This window comes from Streptomyces sp. XD-27 (assembly GCF_030553055.1).
In the GTDB taxonomy this organism is placed as follows: Bacteria; Actinomycetota; Actinomycetes; order Streptomycetales; family Streptomycetaceae; genus Streptomyces.
Window position 1 is genome coordinate 6,498,685 of record NZ_CP130713.1, and the last position, 17,784, is coordinate 6,516,468.

Sequence of the window (17,784 nt, forward strand, 5' to 3'; positions counted from 1 at the left end):
CTCTGTCTGCGCGGATGGTGGTTGGCCGGTCTCATTGTCCTGCATGGCGGGCGGACGTGATGTGAGCCATACGCGCACGGAAACCCCGGCCGACCCGACGCCGGTGCCACTACCTTCCCCGTACAAGCGCCACCTTCCCGCCTTGCCCGTGCAACGAGACCGGCAACGAGACCGTGCAACGAGAGCGGAGACAGCAGATGGCAACCACCCTCACCCTCAAGCCCGGTACCGCCTGGGCCGACGCCTGGCAGCGCGCCCTCGCCGCCGCGCCCGAGGCGTTCCGCGACGACCGCGCGCTCAACCTGTGGGCCGGCGGCTGGCACGCCGACGGCCGCACCCTGCCGGCCACCAACCCGGTGGACGGCACCCCGATCGCCGGCCCGCCGCGCCTGGCCGCGGATGCCGCGTACGCCGCCGTACGCGCCTCCCTCGACCAGCACCGCGCGTGGCGGCACACCGCTCTCCCCGAGCGCAAGGCCCGGGTCGCCGCCGCGCTCGACGCCCTCACCGAGCACCGCGACCTCCTCGCCCTCCTCCTCGTCTGGGAGATCGGCAAGCCCTGGCGGCTGGCGCAGGCGGACGTGGACCGCGCCATCGACGGCGTCCGCTGGTACGTGGCGGAGATCGACCGCATGGTGGCGGGCCGGACCCCGCTGCCGGGCCCGGTCAGCAACATCGCGAGCTGGAACTACCCGATGAGCGTCCTGGTCCACGCGATGCTGGTGCAGGCCCTGGCGGGCAACGCCGTGATCGCCAAGACGCCCACCGACGGCGGGGTCGCCTGCCTCACCGTCGCGGCCGCGCTCGCCACCCGCGAGGGGCTGCCCGTCACGCTGGTCAGCGGCAGTGGCGGCGAACTGTCCGAGGCCCTGGTCCGCGCGCCCGAGATCGGCTGCGTCTCCTTCGTCGGCGGCCGCGACACCGGCGCCCGGGTGGCCACGGCCGTCGCCGACCTCGGCAAGCGGCACATCCTCGAACAGGAGGGCCTGAACACCTGGGGCATCTGGCAGTACACCGACTGGACCACCCTGGCGGGGCGCATCCGCAAGACCTTCGACTACGGCAAGCAGCGCTGCACCGCGTATCCGAGGTTCGTCGTCCAGCGCTCCGCCTTCGACGCCTTCCTGGCGGCGTACCTCCCGGCCGTGCGCTCCGTACAGGTCGGCCACCCCCTGGCCGTCGAGAACCCCACGGACCCCCTCCCCGAACTCGACTTCGGCCCCCTGATCAACGCCGCCAAGGCCAAGGAGCTGACCGACCAGGTGGCAGAGGCGATCGACAGGGGCGCCGTCCCCCTCCACCGGGGCGACCTGGCCACCGCCCCCTTCCTCCCCGGCCAGGACACATCCGCATACGTCCCACCCGTGACGCTCCTCAACCCGCCCTCCACCTCGCCCCTGCACCACGCCGAACCGTTCGGCCCCGTGGACTCCATCGTGCTGGTCGACACCGAGGCGGAGCTGCTGTCCGCGATGAACGCCAGCAACGGCGCTCTGGTCGCCACCCTCTCCTGTGACGACGAGGCCACATACCGCCGCCTGGCACCCCAGATCCGCGCCTTCAAGATCGGCCACGGCACCCCCCGCTCCCGCGGCGACCGCGAGGAGCTCTTCGGCGGCTTCGGCGCGTCCTGGCGCGGCGCCTTCGTCGGCGGAGACCTCCTGGTACGCGCCGTCACCCAGGGCCCGCCGGGGGAACGCCTGCCGGGCAACTTCCCCGACTACCACCTGATGCCCACCTGAGCACCGCCCCACCTGCCTGCCCACCCACCCACCCGCGGCCCGGCCCCCCGGGCCGCCTCCCCCATAAACCGCCCTTATGGGCGCGAACCAGACGGATACGCAGGTGAAACGCGCTCCAAAACCTTGGTATCGTTACCCATGTCGCCGCGGGGAAGACCCGCGGAGCACACCTGGTCCGGGTGGCGGAATGGCAGACGCGCTAGCTTGAGGTGCTAGTGCCCTTTATCGGGCGTGGGGGTTCAAGTCCCCCCTCGGACACCACTGAGAAACCCCAGCTGAGCTGGGGTTTTTCTGTTTCTCCGGCTGTGGCGTGACCAACCACGTGACCAACAGCCGAGCGAATCTCCTGGTCAGACCAGGGATGACAGGCCGATCCGGCTGGCGCCGGACGCGGCCAGCTTCTTCGCCCCTTCGGCGCGACGCCTGCCGTAGCGCGCCATGGTGTAGCCCGGCGAGTGGTGCCGGGCGTTGGCCGAGACCTCTACCGGGTTCTCGTGGGCGTCCAGATCGTTCGTGATCTTCGACGCCTGCCAGTCGTGCAGCCGGAAGTTCTCCGGCAAGTGCAGACGGTTTCGCGCCGGGGCTGGACACTGCGGCCCGCAAGGGCAACGTCGGTGGACGCCCGTCCGTAATGGACGACGACCGCCACCTGGCAGAGAGCGCCTGAGACAGGCGCACAGGGGCGTGCGACGTGCTCCGGGACCCTGGCTTACCGATCGAGTCAGGGTCCCGGGACGAGTCAGCTCCCGGACACCGGAGGGGCGGGAGCCTCCTCGGCAAGCGCGTCCATCAGGAGTTCATCACAGGGTCGACCACGCCAGTAACCGGACTGCCGCAGTCGGCCAGCGGGTTTGAACCCCGCCTTCTCGTACGCGGTGATCCCTGCCGCGTTCGGCTCCAGCACCTTCAGCCAGACCATCCGCAGCGCGGCGTACTCGAACGCCCACCGGAGCGTCAGGGCCGTCGCCTCCGTGGCCAGCCCTTTGCCCCGTGCTTCCGGCGCGAGCAGGATGACGTACTCGGCAGTCCGAACGGCTTGATCGATCTGGAGAGTCGTGATGCCGACCGGTGCGCGGTCATCAGTGGTGATCACCTCGAACTGCGGGAAGTCCCGGTTACGTCCTGCGGCTTCCCAACCGCCGGCACGGACCTCCCAAGACTGAGGGACCTGCGTACCGAATCCGAGGATCGTGCTCGGGTCGTTCTCCCAACGGTGGTAGTCGGGCAGGTGATCGCGGTTGGTCATGGCCAGGCTGACTCGCTTGCCTGGAAGCAGGATGTGAGGGTCGGTCATCTATACCTCTTCGGCGTTGGCTCTGACCCATTGATGGGCGAGTAGTCACCAGTCTGAACGGGTTCTTCGACAGGCTGACCATGACTGTCGCAGATCCACGCATGCATGCGTATCGGGTCTGTGGCGACGCCATGGCGCCAAGCTCCCCCGCGACCGCCTACTGCCAACAGCAAGGCGGCAGCCGCCGACTCCTCCAGACACGCGACGCGAGCGGGGAGAACACGCGCGGCCCATCTGACCGACCTCACCGCCAGACTCGCATGTTCGCGGGTCGGGGGCGGGAGGCTACGGCCCGCTTCTGCGAGACGTACCAGACGGCCGAACCGCGTTCGTTCTCTCCCGAGCTGACGCGCCGCGAGGGTGGTGACCAGAAGCGCCGTCGCAGCGACACGCCATGGCCACAGAGGCGCTGCGGGGGTATCCAAACGGGCGGACGACTCGCTGGTTCCCCATGAGATCTCGGAGGCGCGAACAGTCACCGGTGCCGGGGCTTCGCTGTGCTCCAGCGAATCGAGCCAGCGGCTCAGGGAGTCGCCGGTAAGGACCACCGTCGTGCCGGTCCGGTAGTTGACGACCACGCCCACCGATGCGGCGAGTGCGGTACGGGTGTACCGAGTAGGGACAGGTACCCTCACGGCCTCTTCTCCCATCGAACCCTCGCGGTTGCGGTGTCGGTAGTGCGAAGCCACAGTTCGGTGCCGAGAAGCGGTTCGATCAGCCCCCAGGGGATGTCGATACCGAGTGCTGCCCGGCGAAGAAGCGAGCGCAGGACCGCCGGGCGCACCAGGCCAAGGTCAGCCAGATGGCCAGCCGTGAGTTCCAGGACGCGGGTCTGGTTGGCGCGGAGCCCGTGGTGATGATCGACCGCGAACAGTCCCTTGGAGCCGCGCCGCAACACATCCTCGGGCAGGAGATCAGCGACCGCATCGCTCAGCAGCGGCTTGTACCGCTGGGCGGACCAGCGCTCCGACGAGGGAGCAGCCATCACGGCTTCCAACACCCGGGCATCCGTGAACGGGTTGTGCATCTCGATCCCGTACGCGGCAGCGAGCTGGTTCTCCGTCGCGGCAGTGCGGCCGACGTAGCGGGATTCGTTCAGGAGGTGGCGATCGGCATAACCCAAGCGGTCCGCACTCGCGTCTGTCGAGACAACCGACTCGGCCAGCGTGGCCGCGTGATGGGTGAGCCAAGGCTTCGCTACGGAGACGTTGCCCAGCCGAGCGGGTGCCTTGCAGGCTGCGGCCACGACACGCCAGGGGCTCGAACGGTGAAGGCGGCCCCATGACTGGGCATCTCGGGCCAGACGTAGCAGTCGGCCAGAGCGCGCGAGATCCGCGAGGTGCACCGGAGGCGGCATGAACAGGGAATCGCCCCCATCGCCGGTCAGGTGCACGGACACGCCCTCAGCGGTCAACAGGGCGAACTGCGAATAGAGCTGGGCGATCGTCACAGCGGATGGTGCTGGCTCATCCGTGAGTACCAGGGCATCCAGGTCTGTGAACGGCAGATGCTCCCGCCCCAAGGCCATGAAGACGTGCCTTATGGACGGGAAGGCATGTGCCACGATGCGTGCGTGGTCCGCGTCTCCGCCCGACTCCCGGCCCTTGGGGTGGAACGTCACTCCCAGTACCGGGCCGCACTGTGCGGCGTGCGCCGCGAGGGTGCTTGAGTCCAGGCCACCGGACAGATCTGACGAGACCTCCCGCCCGTTCACGCGGATGAGGACGCTGTCCGCCAGGTCGCTGCGGAGCCTGTACACCGCCTCGGACCAGGTGGAGGAGACCGGCCTCCAGTAGGGCGCCGAGAAGGGCGCTCCGTCTCGTGGAACCGTCCACCGATGCCCTGGGGGTACCTGCTCAATACCGGTCCAGGCCGACAGCCCCGGCGTCCACGCGGTTGGGTCCGCAAGGTGAGCCGCCAGCCAAGCGGTGTCCGGCCGACTCCCCAGCAGGGACGCAAGCGCCAGTGAGCTGGAGGCCCACACGTGTGTGCCATCGATCTCGGCCACGTAGAGAGGGCATGAGCCCGCCGGATCGGCCCACAGGGTGAGCGAGTCTCCACGATCGTCCAAGGCGAGCGCGTAGGAGCCAGACCAGGCGGTCGCCGCCGCGTCGAACTCCCGCAGGTCTGTACAGCGAACCAGCCGGGCCAGCTCCGTATCCATCGCTCCGCATGGACCGAACACCGCCAGCCGTCGCCCGCCTTCGCACTCCGCCAGGCGCACCGTTGTTTCAACGGACCAGACCTCCGGCTCCCGCCACAGGGCCCGCGCGCCCATAGGCATCGGGGGCGTGCCAGACGAGGCGAGAGCCCCACCGAACCAACGCATGTAGTCACCTCCTCTGATCAGCTTGAAAGGGTGCGGCGGCACCTCAGAGAGATGCCGCCGCCGGATGCTAGGCCCCGTAGGGCGAGCGCTTGTTCTCCACGCTGGTGTCGGTGTTGCCCTTCGTCAGGAGCGTCGCGTCCTCCAGGCTCACGACCTCCTCAACCGGCTCGGTGTCGAGCTGAGAGCGGTCCTCCATGATGTTCACCTCCGTCCGAAGTCCGTAGGGCGTGGAGGGGTGACTCCCCCTGCACGGTGGAACAACCTCCCGACGCGAGTGGCGCGGCTCAGGAGGCGGCTTAGGGGCGCGTCGTAGTGAGTCAGCGCGTCTGTCTCAGGCGGGCGTCTCGTGGTCCGGCATGGACCGATCGGCCAAGGACGAGGCGTGATCTCCAAGTCCGTCGTGCTGCGTTGCCGCGACGCCGAGGAGGAACAGAACGAGGATCTGGCCCAGCATCCAGGTACCGTTCAGGACCGATCCAAGGGCGTCGCGCCGTTCCTCGCGACGACGGCTGATGGCCTTGCTGGACCCAAGAGCCATGCCATTCTTCGCTGCCATGTCTGCACCCTTCCGCAGGTTCACGCCTGCTCCTGTTTGCGACAACTCCAAGGAAAGCGCTGAGAGTCCGAGCAGCCCACGGCATCAATGCGGCAGTCTTGATGCAGATCCGTGCACGGGAACACCGTGCGGTCAGATCGCGGGAGAGGGGCTGCCATGGGACTGGCGGAACGACGCAAGGCCCTGGGCTACAGTCAGGAGAAATTGGCCGAGTTACTCGGCGTGGACCGCACAACGGTCGGACGCTGGGAGGGCGGCAGGATCAAACCTCAGCCACCCCAGCGACGGAGCTTGGCCATCGCCCTCGAAGTCAGCCTCACCGAGCTTGACGCCCTCCTGACGCAGCCACGAGCAGCCAGCCATGAGGAAGCAGGGCAGCAGTCCAGTGACCACCCAGGCGTGGGAGACCCCGACGAAATGATCCGCCGCGAATTCCTCCGCATCCTCACAGTCAGCGGGGCCCTGACCGCCTTGCCGCTGGATGAGGCAGAAGCCCTCACCGACGGAGTGCGCAGGGGCGCGCCCGCCGACTTCACGCGGATGAACAACCACCTCTGGCAGGTCTACCAGCTAGCCCGCTCCAAAGGCTCCGTCTATCCCATCGTCCGCGACCAGCTATCGACGCTGAACGAAGCCCTGGCGGATACCCGAGGCAACTCCCGCCCGCTCCTGAACGCAGCAGCCGACCTCTTCCAACTGGCCGGAGAGGTCGCCTTCGACGCGAACCGATACACCGACGCGGCAGCGTCGTACTCCTTGGCGGCGTCCGTCAGCAAGGACGCCGAAGCCTTCGACCTGTGGGCCTGCGCCCTCGCGCGCCACGCCTACGTGGACATGTCCGAGCACCGCTACCGCCAGGCGGCGCAGATCCTTGGAGCGGCGGAGAGACTGGCCAAGCGGGGAGACAGCATCCTCGCCACCCGGCATTGGGTCGCCGCCGTCCAGGCCGAGGCGTACGCCGGCATTGGCGACCTGGACGCCTGTGAGCGCGCGCTGGACGACGCGGAGCAGGTGAGGGAGCTGAGCACGGACGGCACCAACGGGGGCTGGCTGCGCTTCGACGGGACGCGGTTGGCCGAGGAACGGGGAGCGCGCTACGTACAGCTTGGCCGCCTCGACCTGGCGGAAGAGACCCTGAAGAAGGCGCTGGCCCAGACCGCCCTTGCCTCCGGGCAGTCGTACCGGCGCAGGGGCGCCGTCCTGACCGATCTTGCCGCTGTCGGGGCGAAGCGGCGTGACCCTGAACAAGTCGTCGCATACGGGCGGGAAGCCATTCGGTTGGCCCAAGCATCATCGTCCGGGTACATCGCCCGTAGACTCCAAGCCCTGTGCGATGAGTTCGGCCCTCTGAGCAGGGACCGCCGGGTAGCGGAGCTGGGGGCGGAGATCGCCACGCTGAGCACGCCGTGACGAGAGGGGTTGGCATGTCGCAGATCGAAGGCGCACGAGTGTTCCGGGAAGCCTGGATCGAAGGAGTGCACCGCCACTTCCCGGGGGAACCCAAGCCCGGCTACGTCACCCCCTGGGAGGACACGCCGCAGTGGGAGCGCGACGCCGCAGGCGCGGTCTATGACCAGGTCCGCCAGTTCATCGAGATCAGCGACGGCCATACGGCCAAGCTGTCGCGGGAGCAGAAGGGCCGGTTCGTGGCAGTGTGCTGGACAGCGCAGATGTTCAAGCACTTCGAGGAGCCCAAGCCGGGGTACGTCGCCGACTGGCCCGACCTCCCGGCATGGCAGCAGGAGACGGACGCCGACATCTTCGAGGTCATCGAAAAGTCCTGATCAGGGCCAGAGTCGGAGGGTTGGTCACGTGACCAACGCATGACCAACAGGGGTCCGAGAGGGACTGAAACAGCAGGAAAGAAGAGGAGAAGCGCCCGCCGAAATCGAGCCTGTCAGCGGGCGTTTTCCCCCGGTCAGAGCGGTTGGGGGCTGATGCCCGAGGCGAGAGTTCAAGTCCCCCTCGGACACCACTGAGAAACCCCAGCTGAGCTGGGGTTTTTCTGTTTCCGCCTTCTGGGTGGATCCCGGATCCCGGTGGGCTCGAATGGCTCAGCCGGGGAGGCCCCCTCGCAACGGCCGTCAGAGGCTGAGGCTGTCACGGGAAGCCGTGCCCGGCTGTAGGGCGATGAGAGGCTGAGGGGTCGTATGTCCACGCTCATGTCTGGTCTGCGAACACTGTTGGGGCGCGCAAGGCGACGGCGTGGATGGTCGCGCGCGGACCGGGTCGGGGTGGGGGCTGCCATGGGCCTGGCGCTTGTGCTGGCGCTGCCCGGGGTCGCGTGGGCTGCCCCTGGCGACCTGGATACCGGCTTCGGTGCCGGTGGCAAGGTGCTCACCGACATGGGCGGGGGTGAGGAGGCCCATGGGATGGCGGTGCAGCCCGACGGCAAGATCGTCGCCGTCGGAATCGGCGCTTCCGGTGACTTCGGGCTGGCCCGCTACACCAGTGACGGCAGTCTGGACACCGGCTTCAGCGGTGACGGCATGGTGACCACCGACTTCGGCGGCGATGATGTGGCCAACGGGGTGGCGCTGCAGTCCGACGGCAAGATCGTCGTGGTCGGCCGGAGCGAGGATGTGGTCCAAGGCGGCTGCTGCTGGTTCACGGTGGCCCGTTACACCAGTGACGGCAGTCTGGACACCGCCTTCAGCGGCGACGGCATGGTGACGACCGACTTCGGCTCCGACGGCGCCGCGGACGGGTCCGCGGTGGCGGTGCAGTCGGATGGCAGGATTGTCGCCGTCGGCCAGTCGGGCGGCGAATTCGCGGTGGCCCGTTACACCAGCGACGGCAGCCTGGACACCGCCTTCAGCGGTGACGGCACGGTGACCACGGCCTTCGACGGCGGTGGCCTGGCCCTCGACATGGCGCTGCAGCCCGACGGGAAGATCGTCGCCGTCGGCTACGCCGGGGGCACCGCCTTCGACTTCGCGCTGGCCCGCTACACCAGTGACGGCAGCCTGGACACCGGCTTCAGCGGTGACGGCAAGGTGACCACCGACTTCGGCGGCACCGAATTCGGCGAGGGGGTGGCGGTGCAGTCGGATGGCAGGATTGTCGCCGTCGGCGCGTCGGGCGGCGACTTCGCGGTGGCCCGTTACACCGGTGACGGCAGTCTGGACACCGGCTTCAGCGGTGACGGCAAGGTGACCACCGACTTCGACGGCCGATTCGACCATGCCCACGACGTGGCGGTGCAGTCCGACGGAAGGATCATCGCCGCCGGCAACAGCGCTACGGCCGACGTCCATGAGTTCGCGCTGGCCCGCTACAACACCACCGGCAGCCTGGACACCGGCTTCAGCGGTGACGGCAAGGTGACCACCGACTTCGGCGGCACCGACCAGGCATCCGCCGTCGCGCTGCAGAGCGACGACAAGATCGTCGCCGCCGGCACCGGAGGGCCGGGCTACGACTTCGCACTGGCCCGCTACGAGGGCGGCTCCGCACCGCCCCCGCCCGGCGTGGACGTATCCGTCGCCAAGTCCGGCCCTGCCGCCGTCAGCATCGGCGACCGAGTCTCCTACACCGTGACCGTGACCAACTCCAGCGAGACCGCGTCGGCCACCGACGTCGCACTGGCCGATGCCCTGACCGGAGCCGGTGTGACACTGATGTCGGCCACGCCCAGCCAGGGCACCTGCACGACCACGTCCACCGGCGCCGACTGCACCCTGGGCTCCCTGGCCCCCGGGGCCGCCGCCACGGTCACCGTGGTCGCCGAACCCAGGTCCACCGGCAGCCTCTCCGACACCGCCACGGTCGACGCCACAGAAACCGACCCCGTACCGGGCAACAACACCGCCACGGCGACCACCACCGTGAACAACGCCCGTGGTTGCACGACCATCGGTACCAGCGGGGCCGACAACCTGGTTGGCACCTCCGGCAACGACGTGATCTGCGCCCTCAGCGGTGATGACGTCGTCAGTGCGGTCGGCGGCAACGACACCGTCCACGCCGGATACGGAAACGACAGGGCCGACGGCGGCATCGGCAACGACACGCTCAACGCCGGCCCCGGCAACGACACGCTGACCGGATACTCCGGCGCCGACGCGCTCGACACCGTCGACACCGTGTCCGGCAACGACACGGCCAACGGTGGCGCCGGAACCGACACCTGCACCACGGACCCCGGCGACATCCGCACCAGCTGCTCGTAGCGGACCGGCCTGCCGGGCTCCTCGGACACCTGTGAGAACCCCGGATGAGCCGGGGTTCTCAGAGGGTCGACAGGTCGGGGATGTCGTCGGGGTCGGTGACCCAGCCCGCCGCCAGTACCAGACCGGTGGCGCGGTGGACGGCGAGGAAGCCGAAGGGACGGTCGAAGCAGGCGCCGACATGCATCGACCGCTGCATCGGCACACCGGACGCGTCGATCCCGAAGGCGGTGACGGCCGCTGCCTCGAATCCCTTCGCGGTGAACGCGGCTGTCATGGCCTGCTGCGCGGAGGAGACGGCCAGCGGCACCGGGCTGATGCCCGGGAAGTGGCCGCGCGAGGCGTCCATTGCCGTGCGGAGCCCGAACAGTCCCGCGTGCCGGAGCAGGTCGTGGCGGGCCCGTACCGTGAACTGCGGCGTGGCGATGGTCAGCGTCGGGGTGGCGTCCCAGCTGGTGACTTCCCGTACGGTGACGCCCGGGCCCGCCTCACCGGGCGGCAGGGCCGAACCGGGCCGGGTCTCGCAGTCGCCGGCGAGCACGCCCACGCCCGCGTGCAGTACCTCACCGCCGGCCACGCCCTCGGAGCCGAGGAGCAGGAACACCGTCAGGCCGTTGTCGCCGGGGATCTCGGCGACGGTCAGGGGTCCTGCCGGGGTGTCGTGGGCGATCCGGACACCGTCGAGGTCCTTGCCGGACTGGTAGAGACCATGCAACTGCCGCGCCCGCCACGGCCCGTGGTCCGGGGTCATCCACCCGTCCCGGAAGGGCACCGTCCACGTGGTGCGCAGCAGCAGCGCCCCGGCCAGGACCAGCAGGGTGTCGGGCGTCACCGGCACCGGCATCGTGTCGATGGCGCCGGCCGTGTGCCGGGCCGCCCAGCCGTCCAACTCCCGGCGGTCCGCTTCCGTATCACCGGTGAGGGCGCCGCGCACGCCCGGCGGCAGCGCCGTCTCCCACGCCCGGCGCACCGGCACCAGGCCCTGCCGGATCCACAGGCCGGTGGCCGCGGCCACCCCGTCCATCGCGTCCAGCGCCTCGATCACCGCGCGTCCCTGGGCCAGCGGGCTCACGCTGCCCGCAAGGCCCACAGCGGCTTCGAGCTCGCCCCGCGCGGGCCCGTTGGCGCCGCCCGCCAGCACCGCGAGCAACGGCCAGACCCCGGCGGACGAGAAGACGGTGCCTCCGTCCACTCCGTCGGGAGCCTTGTCCACCGCGATCCGTGCCCAGTCGCCGGTCAGTTGGTTGACCGCCCGTACGGTCTCTTCGGCGAGCATTCCCGTTCCCCGTCCCCGTCTCCGTCGCTCAGCCCATCGGCCGGACCGACACCGCCCCCGGCCGTTGATCAGGGTATCCGCCCGGGTGCGTGCCGCCCCGATCTCGCTCGCGCCCCAGGAGGCCACCGACGTCCGCACGCGGTGGCACACCAGCCCACCGCGTGTGGTCGGGTAGCGGAACCCCCAGCGCGCCGGACGCGTGGCATGAAGTTCTGATCATTCTGGGCGTTCGGGCCTGGCGAGTGGGCCCCAGTGGCAACAATGTGCGCATGGCCGACGACTGGAAGCGACAGCTGGATCGGATCCACGCGGGCCTGGTGCGCCGCGATGACCCCGCCGCCTGGGTGGCCGAGGCCGATGCGGTGGAGAGATCCCGTCGGTATCCGTACTTCGCGCTCCGCGGGCCGGTCTTCGGTGTCGCCGCGCGGGATTCCGGAGTCGGTACGGGGTGGCGGCTGGTGGAGTCGATGACGAGCGGCACCCCTCAAGAGGCCCGGGACTCGTTGAACTCCATGCTGTGGTTCAGGGCCAAGGACGACACCGACGACCCCGGCGTACGGCGCGACCTGCTGGCGGCGGTGGCGGTGCTCGAACGCGAGCCGGTCAACGAGTTGGAGGCCCTCGGCGTGCGGTACCGGGTGGTACGGGGTGACGCGTTCGCCCGCGGCGGCGAGGACGGCTTGGAGCCGCCGAGGCCGACCGACGCGGAGGCGGCCGACCTGTCCTGGGACGGGCGTCATGAGACCCCCTCCCGGACCCCGGCTTCGTCCTCGACCCCGACCGGGAGGACGGCCTTATGGAGAGCGCCCTGAAGCTGGCGCTGCGTGACTTCTCCTACCCGGGTGCGCCGTTCGCCCGCGACGCGTGTGAGGACTCCGAGCGGGCCGTCGCGGACTATCCGGACGTCGTACTCCTCCCCGTGGGCTTCGGCGTCGCCGAGCGCACGGAGCGAGGGTGGCGGCCGCGCGGGGCTCTTATGCCCACCCCGCACGAGGCGCGGTGTCTGCTCTACGACGGCTTGGCCGAGGGCTGGCCCACGTTCCAGGGGTTGAGCGAATCGGAGCAGGCGGACTACGCGCGAGCCGCGGAGGAGTTCAGAGCCGCGGGCCGCGCCGATGAGGCGCGGGTGGGAGGCAGCCTGTTCCGGATCTGCCGCATCGGACGGATGGTCCGCTCCGGCACGGACGGGCCGGAGCCGCCCCGCCTGTCGGACCGGGACCGGTACGAGCCCATGAAGCTGCACCCGACGATGGACGACGACGGCACCCTCCGCCACGACGACTGACCGCCGGACCGGGACGTCACCAGTAGGAGTATCCGTAGTACTTCGACAGGGACGCGAGGCGCGGTTTGACCAACATCTCATAGGCGCAACGGTCCTTGGCCAGCTTCTCCAGGGGACTCTCGCAGACGAGTCTCACGACCGGGCCTGGTTCCCCGTCGTCTCCTGCGGGGGCCGCGTGAGCCGTGCCCGTGAGCGCGGCGAGGCCGCCGGCTGTCAGGGTGAGGGCGGTAAGAGTAAGAGCGGTTCTGTGGATAATCGTTCGCATTTGACTTTTGTACGGCATATCACACTGGCGAGGAGGCCGCGACGCGCTGGTAACGGAGCAGGACGACCCCGTTGCCGAAGGGGCGGGTCTCTTCAGCGCCGTGATCTGAACAAGATGACCTTTCTCATCGTGGTCCTTTCGCTCTCACCGGGGTTCTTCCACTCATTCCGTCCCGCTTTTTCTGTCCCGCCTTTTCTGTCCGGTGGCTGGGGAGTCCGGCGGCCAGCAGCGTGCCGGCCGCGGCCACCGCCGCGAGGGCCACCAGTGTGGGACCCATCGCGGAGGTGAAGGCATCGCCGGTCCAGCGCGGTCCCGCGCCGGACGCGCGGGTGGTGGCGGGGGCCGGCGTGGAGAGGGTCATCAGCATCGTGGCCGCGGCCACCCCCAGCGCAGGGCCGATGTTCATCGCGGTCTGCTGGAGTCCGCCGGCCACGCCGGCGGCGTCCAGCGGCGCGTGGCGCACGACGACCGCCGTCGCGGTGACCATCACCGTGCCGAAACCCGCGCCCAGGACGAGGAAGCAACCGCCGATCGCGACGGCGGTCGACCCCTGGTCGAGACGGGACAGCAGCAGGATGCCCAGGGCCAGGAGGGCCATCCCCGCCACAGCCGTCCGGCGGGCACCCTGACGGCGCATCAGGACAGCGGAGACCGGCGCGCTCAGCACCATCATCACGGCCAGGGGCAGCACTCTCAGGCCGCACTGGAGCGGGTCCAGCGCGAGGACGTCCTGGAGGAAGTACGTGCCGAGGAACAAGGCCCCGAAGAGCGCCGCCGACGCGGCCACCAGCACGCCGAGCGCGGGGGCCACGGCCGCCGACCGGAACACGCTCGGCGGCACCAGCGGACTCGCCGTACGCCGCTCGTGCCGGACGAAGGCGCCGCCGGCGGCGGTCACGGCGGCAAGGCCCAGCCCGGTCGCCGCCGTCCACCCCGATTCCGGTATGCCGACCAGTGTGTGCACCAGGCAGGCCAGGGCCGCCGCGAGAAGGCAGGCGCCGGGCAGGTCGAGCCGCACGTGGTCCGGCTTGGGTCCGTGGCCCGGGTGGGGTGCCCGGCCTGGCCGCCGTTCCGGTTCCTGACCTGGCTCCGGCCCAGGACCCGGCTCCGGTTCCTGGCCCTTCCGTTCCGGGCCCTTGCGTTCCGGGCACCTCGGTTCCCGGTCGTCCGGTTCCGGTACGCGTACGACGAGAGCCAGCGCGCCCGCGGCCAACGCCGGTACGACGCCGAGGAAGAACACCGCTCGCCAGCCCCAGTGCGCGGCCAGCGCGCCGCCGACGACCGGGCCGGCCGCGGCCGCCGCGCCGATGGCACTCGTACGCAGCGCGATCGGCCTGCCGAGTTGGTCACGCGGGTACGCGGCGCGCAGCATCCCGAGCGTGGCCGGTTGCAGCAGCGCGCCGAAGACGCCCTGGGCGACGCGCAGCCCGATGACCCAGCCGACGCCGGGCGCCAGGCCGATCGCCGCCGACGCGGCGGCGAATCCCAGCATTCCGATGGCGAAGATCCGCTGATGGCCGTACCGGTCGCCGAGGCGGCCGGAGAAGACGAGCAGGCTCGCCACGGCGATCAGATATCCGGTGCTGGTCCACTGGACCTGGGTGAACGAGGCGTTCAGATCCCGCTGCATGGTGGGCTGCGCGACGGTCAGGACGGTCCCGTCGAGCGCGACGATCACCGCACCGGTGATGCTGCCGGCGAGCGTGAGGTGTTGGTGACGCCCCATCAGGCTGTCGGCCCGGGTGTCGTCGACCCGGGCGACCCCGGTCCGGGCGATCCCGGTCCGGGCGTCGTCGAGCCGGGCGTCGCCGGTCCGAGGTGCGCGTCCAGCGCGGCGCACAGCAGCGGTTCGACGTCGTCGGCTCCCGTCGCGAGTTGGAGGCTGCCCCAGCCCCACAACTGGGCGACGCCGTGCAGGTTCGCCCACAGCGCGCCCGCCGCGACCCGCGGCTCCATGCCGGGCTCCGTCCGTACCTGGGCGACGAGGTCGACCAGGAGGCCGAACAGCGGCAGGCTGGTCTCGCGCAGGCCCAGGCGGCCGCTCTCCAGCAGATCGTGGCGGAACATCAGCTCGTACATGCCGCGGTTGCCCAGCGCGAAGTCGAGATAGGCCCGCCCCAGCGCCATGAGCCGGGCGCGCGGGTCCGCCTGACGGCCGCTCACCGCCTCGTCGGCCTTCGCGCTCAGCTCGGCGAAACCCTGACGCGCGATGGCGGACAGCAGATCGACGTGCGTGGGGAAGTAGCGGCGGGGCGCCCCGTGCGAGACCCCGGCCCTGCGGGCGATCTCCCGCAGCGAGAGGGCCTGCGCCCCCTCGCTGGTCACCAGGTCGACGCCGACCTCCACCAAACGGGCTCGAAGCCCCGTGTCGCGCTCGTTCATGGACACTGTCTACCATGGTCAGTAGACAGTGTCTATCAAGATCCTTTCCTCGATGGTCAGGCGTACATCGACCGCCACGCCCCCTCGTACGCCTCCCGCACCCGCCGCCCCGCCGCCCCGCCGTCCGCGGGTGCAGGGACCTCCACCGCGCCGGAGGGCGACCACCGCGGCGGGTGCGGGGCCCCGCTCAGGGCCCAGGCGGCCTGACGGGCGGCGCCCAGCGCCACGTACTCGTCCGGATGGGGGACGGTGACCGCCGCGCCGAAGATCTCGGCGGCGACCTCGCCCACCACCGGTGCCTTGGCGGCACCGCCGATGAGCAGCACCCGGTCCACCGCGACGCCCTCCGCGCGCAGCTTGTCCAGGGCGTCGGCCATGCCGCACAACATGCCCTCGACCGCGGCGCGCGCCAGGTTGTGCGGGTACATGTTGGCCTTGCGCATGCCCAGCAGGCTCCCGGAGGCGTCCGGGAGGTTGGGGGTGCGCTCGCCGCCGAGGTACGGCAGCAGGACGAGCCCTTCCGTGCCGGGTGCGGCCTTGGCCGCGAGCGCGCCGACCTCCGCCAGGTCGGTCCCCAGCATCCGGGCCGTGGAGCTGAGCACCCGCGCCGCGTTGAGGGTGCAGACCAGGGGCAGGAACCGCCCGGTGGCGTCGGCGAAGCCCGCGACCGAGCCGGAGGCGTCGGCGGTGGGGTGCGGCGAGCACGCGAAGGCCGTGCCGCTGGTGCCGAGCGAGACGACGACGTCGCCGGGGCCGATGCCGAGGCCCAGCGCGGCCCCCATGTTGTCGCCGGTGCCCGCGGCCACGAGCACGCCGTCCGGTGTCCGCCCCGCCGCCTCGGACGGCTCCAGCACCCGGGGCAGCCCGGGGGCGCGGCCGCGGAAGGCGAGGTGGAGCAGGTCCTCGCGGTAGCGCCCCTCGGCCGGGGACCAGTAGCCGGTGCCGGACGCCTCGCCGCGGTCGGTGGTCGGCTCCGCCCAGGCCGCGGCGCCACCGCGCAGCCGCCAGGTGAGCCAGTCGTGCGGCAGCAGCACCGCCTCCGTACGGTTGGCGAGTCCGGGCTCGTGGTCGGCCATCCAGCGCAGCTTGGCGGCGGTGATGGCGGCGACCGGTACGGTGCCGACCGCCTTCGCCCACCGTCGGGCCCCGCCGAACTCCTCGACGAGATCCGCGGCGGCCCGCGCGGAGCGGGTGTCGTTCCACAGCAGCGCTTCGCGGACCGGCTCCCCGTCCAGGCCGAGCGCCACCAGGCCGTGCTGCTGCCCGGCGACGGCGATCGCGTCCACGTGCTCCAACAGGCCCTTGCCGGCCGTGAGCAGGGCCTGCCACCAGGCCTCGGGGTGCACTTCGGTGCCCTCGGGATGGGCCGCGCGGCCCCGCGCCAGCACCTCGCCCGTCCGGGCGTCGCAGACGACGATCTTGCAGGACTGGGTGGAGCTGTCCACCCCCGCGACGGTGGGCACGGCCTCAGGCTCCCGGGCGGATCTGGATTTTGCGGCCGTGGCCGGCGCGGAAGGCCTGGAGCGCGTCCCCGAACTCCTCCAGCGCGAAGCTGTGCGTGATCATGGTGGCGGCGTCCACGACGCCCTTGCCCATGAGCTCGACGGCCCGTCCGAAGCTGTGCACCACGGCCATGGAGCCGACCACGGTGATCTCGTCGTTGTAGATACGGAACGGTGAGAACGCCGCCTTCGCCTCGGACGGGGCGACGCCGAACTGCTGGAACGTCCCCCCGCGCCGGACCCGGGACAGCCCGTCCTCGATGGCCGGGACGGCCCCGGTGCAGTCGATGACGACCTCCCAGCCCTGCGGCCGGTCGAACGCGTCGGCGCCGGTGGCCACCGCGTCCGCGCCGAGCCCCCGCGCCACCTCCAGCCGGTCGGTGTTGAGGTCGACCATCGAGACGGAGGCGGCCCCGGCCCCGACGGCCAGCTGGAGCATCATCAGGCCCATGGTGCCCGCGCCGTAGATCAGGTAGTGCGAGCCGAGGTCGCGGGGGAGTACGTCGAAGCCGTGCACCGCGCAGGAGAGCGGTTCGATCAGTGTCCCCTGCACCAGGTCCACGCTCTCGGGCAGCCGGTGGCAGTTGGCGGCGGGGACCGTGACGTACTCGGCCATGGCGCCGTCCACCGTGTCGCCGATGGCGCCCCACCGCTCGCACAGGTTGCCGCGGCCGACGGCGCAGAAGTGGCAGGCGCCGCAGAAGAGGGACGGGTCGACGGCGACCCGGTCCCCGGTGCGGACCCCCGTCACCCCGGACCCGAGCGCGACGACCTCACCCGTGAACTCGTGTCCGGGGATGATCGGGTACGGGGTGGGGGCGAACTCCCCGTCGACGATGTGGACGTCGGTGCCGCAGATGCCCACGGCGGCGACCGCCACGACGACCTCGCCGGGCCCCGGGCTGGGGTCCGCCACCGTCTCCACGGAATACGTGCCGGGGGTCTCGATCACTACAGCGCGCATGAAGTTGACTGCCTTTCGGG

15 protein-coding genes, 1 tRNA gene and 1 pseudogene are annotated in these 17,784 nt (G+C 70.7%); 6 read left to right on the forward strand and 11 right to left on the reverse strand.

The genetic code is table 11. The features are described 5' to 3' along the window. Positions 1–197 precede the first annotated feature (197 nt). The gene (locus Q3Y56_RS28315; protein WP_304464626.1) at positions 198–1,742 is read left to right on the forward strand and encodes an aldehyde dehydrogenase family protein; all 1,545 of its coding nucleotides are present in this window, start codon (positions 198–200) and stop codon (positions 1,740–1,742) included. 173 nt (positions 1,743–1,915) lie between these two features. Continuing rightward, a tRNA-Leu gene (locus tag Q3Y56_RS28320) sits at positions 1,916–2,003 on the forward strand. Positions 2,004–2,092: 89 nt separating this feature from the next. Here the strand turns inward: Q3Y56_RS28320 and Q3Y56_RS28325 are convergent. The 6 genes from Q3Y56_RS28325 to Q3Y56_RS28350 form a co-directional block, all read right to left on the reverse strand. After that, positions 2,093–2,302, reverse strand: coding sequence for a hypothetical protein (locus tag Q3Y56_RS28325; protein ID WP_304464627.1), 210 nt, complete (start codon positions 2,300–2,302; stop codon positions 2,093–2,095). 179 nt (positions 2,303–2,481) lie between these two features. Further along, positions 2,482–3,036, reverse strand: coding sequence for a GNAT family N-acetyltransferase (locus Q3Y56_RS28330; protein ID WP_304464628.1), 555 nt, complete (start codon positions 3,034–3,036; stop codon positions 2,482–2,484). Then, on the reverse strand, positions 3,033–3,686 hold the full coding sequence (locus Q3Y56_RS28335; RefSeq protein ID WP_304464629.1) for a lasso peptide biosynthesis B2 protein: 654 nt from the start codon (positions 3,684–3,686) through the stop codon (positions 3,033–3,035). Before Q3Y56_RS28335 ends, Q3Y56_RS28330 begins: the two co-directional genes overlap by 4 nt. Next, positions 3,668–5,365 (reverse strand): albusnodin/ikarugamycin family macrolactam cyclase, encoded by a 1,698-nt coding sequence (locus tag Q3Y56_RS28340; RefSeq protein WP_304464630.1) that lies wholly within the window; start codon positions 5,363–5,365, stop codon positions 3,668–3,670. Before Q3Y56_RS28340 ends, Q3Y56_RS28335 begins: the two co-directional genes overlap by 19 nt. A 67-nt stretch (positions 5,366–5,432) precedes the next feature. After that, the gene (locus Q3Y56_RS28345) at positions 5,433–5,561 is read right to left on the reverse strand and encodes an albusnodin family lasso peptide (protein WP_197991012.1); all 129 of its coding nucleotides are present in this window, start codon (positions 5,559–5,561) and stop codon (positions 5,433–5,435) included. Between the two features lie 135 nt (positions 5,562–5,696). Further along, positions 5,697–5,945 (reverse strand): hypothetical protein, encoded by a 249-nt coding sequence (locus tag Q3Y56_RS28350; RefSeq protein WP_304464631.1) that lies wholly within the window; start codon positions 5,943–5,945, stop codon positions 5,697–5,699. Between the two features lie 132 nt (positions 5,946–6,077). Between Q3Y56_RS28350 and Q3Y56_RS28355 the strand changes: the two genes are divergently transcribed. From Q3Y56_RS28355 to Q3Y56_RS28365, 3 genes are all read left to right on the forward strand, one after another. Then, on the forward strand, positions 6,078–7,331 hold the full coding sequence (locus Q3Y56_RS28355; protein WP_304464632.1) for a helix-turn-helix transcriptional regulator: 1,254 nt from the start codon (positions 6,078–6,080) through the stop codon (positions 7,329–7,331). A 14-nt stretch (positions 7,332–7,345) separates the two neighbouring features. Further along, positions 7,346–7,705, forward strand: coding sequence for a hypothetical protein (locus tag Q3Y56_RS28360; RefSeq protein ID WP_304464633.1), 360 nt, complete (start codon positions 7,346–7,348; stop codon positions 7,703–7,705). A gap of 462 nt (positions 7,706–8,167) precedes the next feature. Beyond that, positions 8,168–10,093, forward strand: a complete 1,926-nt coding sequence (locus tag Q3Y56_RS28365) for a calcium-binding protein (RefSeq protein WP_304464634.1) — start codon at positions 8,168–8,170, stop codon at positions 10,091–10,093. Positions 10,094–10,151: 58 nt separating this feature from the next. Here Q3Y56_RS28365 and Q3Y56_RS28370 read toward each other — a convergent pair whose 3' ends face one another. Next, entirely contained in the window at positions 10,152–11,366 is a 1,215-nt protein-coding gene (locus Q3Y56_RS28370) for a serpin family protein (RefSeq protein ID WP_304464635.1), read from the reverse strand. Positions 11,367–11,635: 269 nt separating this feature from the next. Between Q3Y56_RS28370 and Q3Y56_RS28375 the strand changes: the two are divergent. Continuing rightward, a pseudogene (locus Q3Y56_RS28375) lies at positions 11,636–12,651 on the forward strand (DUF5954 family protein). Positions 12,652–13,040: 389 nt separating this feature from the next. Here Q3Y56_RS28375 and Q3Y56_RS28380 read toward each other — a convergent pair. The 4 genes from Q3Y56_RS28380 to Q3Y56_RS28395 are packed head-to-tail and all read right to left on the reverse strand — an operon-like array spanning position 13,041 to position 17,764. After that, positions 13,041–14,642, reverse strand: coding sequence for an MFS transporter (locus Q3Y56_RS28380; RefSeq protein ID WP_304465835.1), 1,602 nt, complete (start codon positions 14,640–14,642; stop codon positions 13,041–13,043). After that, the gene (locus Q3Y56_RS28385; RefSeq protein ID WP_304464636.1) at positions 14,642–15,298 is read right to left on the reverse strand and encodes a TetR/AcrR family transcriptional regulator; all 657 of its coding nucleotides are present in this window, start codon (positions 15,296–15,298) and stop codon (positions 14,642–14,644) included. The genes Q3Y56_RS28380 and Q3Y56_RS28385 overlap by 1 nt, the downstream gene beginning before the upstream one ends. Positions 15,299–15,354: 56 nt before the next feature. After that, a complete protein-coding gene (gene xylB / locus Q3Y56_RS28390; protein WP_304464637.1) occupies positions 15,355–16,761 on the reverse strand; it encodes a xylulokinase in 1,407 nt (468 codons plus the stop codon). A 4-nt stretch (positions 16,762–16,765) separates the two neighbouring features. Then, complete coding sequence (locus Q3Y56_RS28395; protein ID WP_304464638.1) at positions 16,766–17,764, reverse strand: zinc-dependent alcohol dehydrogenase family protein; 999 nt, start codon at positions 17,762–17,764, stop codon at positions 16,766–16,768. Positions 17,765–17,784 lie beyond the last annotated feature (20 nt).

Coding starts and splice junctions, on each gene's coding strand:
- Q3Y56_RS28315 (WP_304464626.1), top strand. CDS start 198: ATGGCAACCACCCTCACCCTCAAGCCCGGTACCGCCTGGGCCGACGCC.
- Q3Y56_RS28330 (WP_304464628.1), bottom strand. CDS start 3,036: ATGACCGACCCTCACATCCTGCTTCCAGGCAAGCGAGTCAGCCTGGCC.
- Q3Y56_RS28335 (WP_304464629.1), bottom strand. CDS start 3,686: ATGGGAGAAGAGGCCGTGAGGGTACCTGTCCCTACTCGGTACACCCGT.
- Q3Y56_RS28340 (WP_304464630.1), bottom strand. CDS start 5,365: ATGCGTTGGTTCGGTGGGGCTCTCGCCTCGTCTGGCACGCCCCCGATG.
- Q3Y56_RS28345 (WP_197991012.1), bottom strand. CDS start 5,561: ATGGAGGACCGCTCTCAGCTCGACACCGAGCCGGTTGAGGAGGTCGTG.
- Q3Y56_RS28355 (WP_304464632.1), top strand. CDS start 6,078: ATGGGACTGGCGGAACGACGCAAGGCCCTGGGCTACAGTCAGGAGAAA.
- Q3Y56_RS28360 (WP_304464633.1), top strand. CDS start 7,346: ATGTCGCAGATCGAAGGCGCACGAGTGTTCCGGGAAGCCTGGATCGAA.
- Q3Y56_RS28365 (WP_304464634.1), top strand. CDS start 8,168: ATGGGCCTGGCGCTTGTGCTGGCGCTGCCCGGGGTCGCGTGGGCTGCC.
- Q3Y56_RS28370 (WP_304464635.1), bottom strand. CDS start 11,366: ATGCTCGCCGAAGAGACCGTACGGGCGGTCAACCAACTGACCGGCGAC.
- Q3Y56_RS28380 (WP_304465835.1), bottom strand. CDS start 14,642: ATGGGGCGTCACCAACACCTCACGCTCGCCGGCAGCATCACCGGTGCG.
- Q3Y56_RS28385 (WP_304464636.1), bottom strand. CDS start 15,298: ATGAACGAGCGCGACACGGGGCTTCGAGCCCGTTTGGTGGAGGTCGGC.
- Q3Y56_RS28395 (WP_304464638.1), bottom strand. CDS start 17,764: ATGCGCGCTGTAGTGATCGAGACCCCCGGCACGTATTCCGTGGAGACG.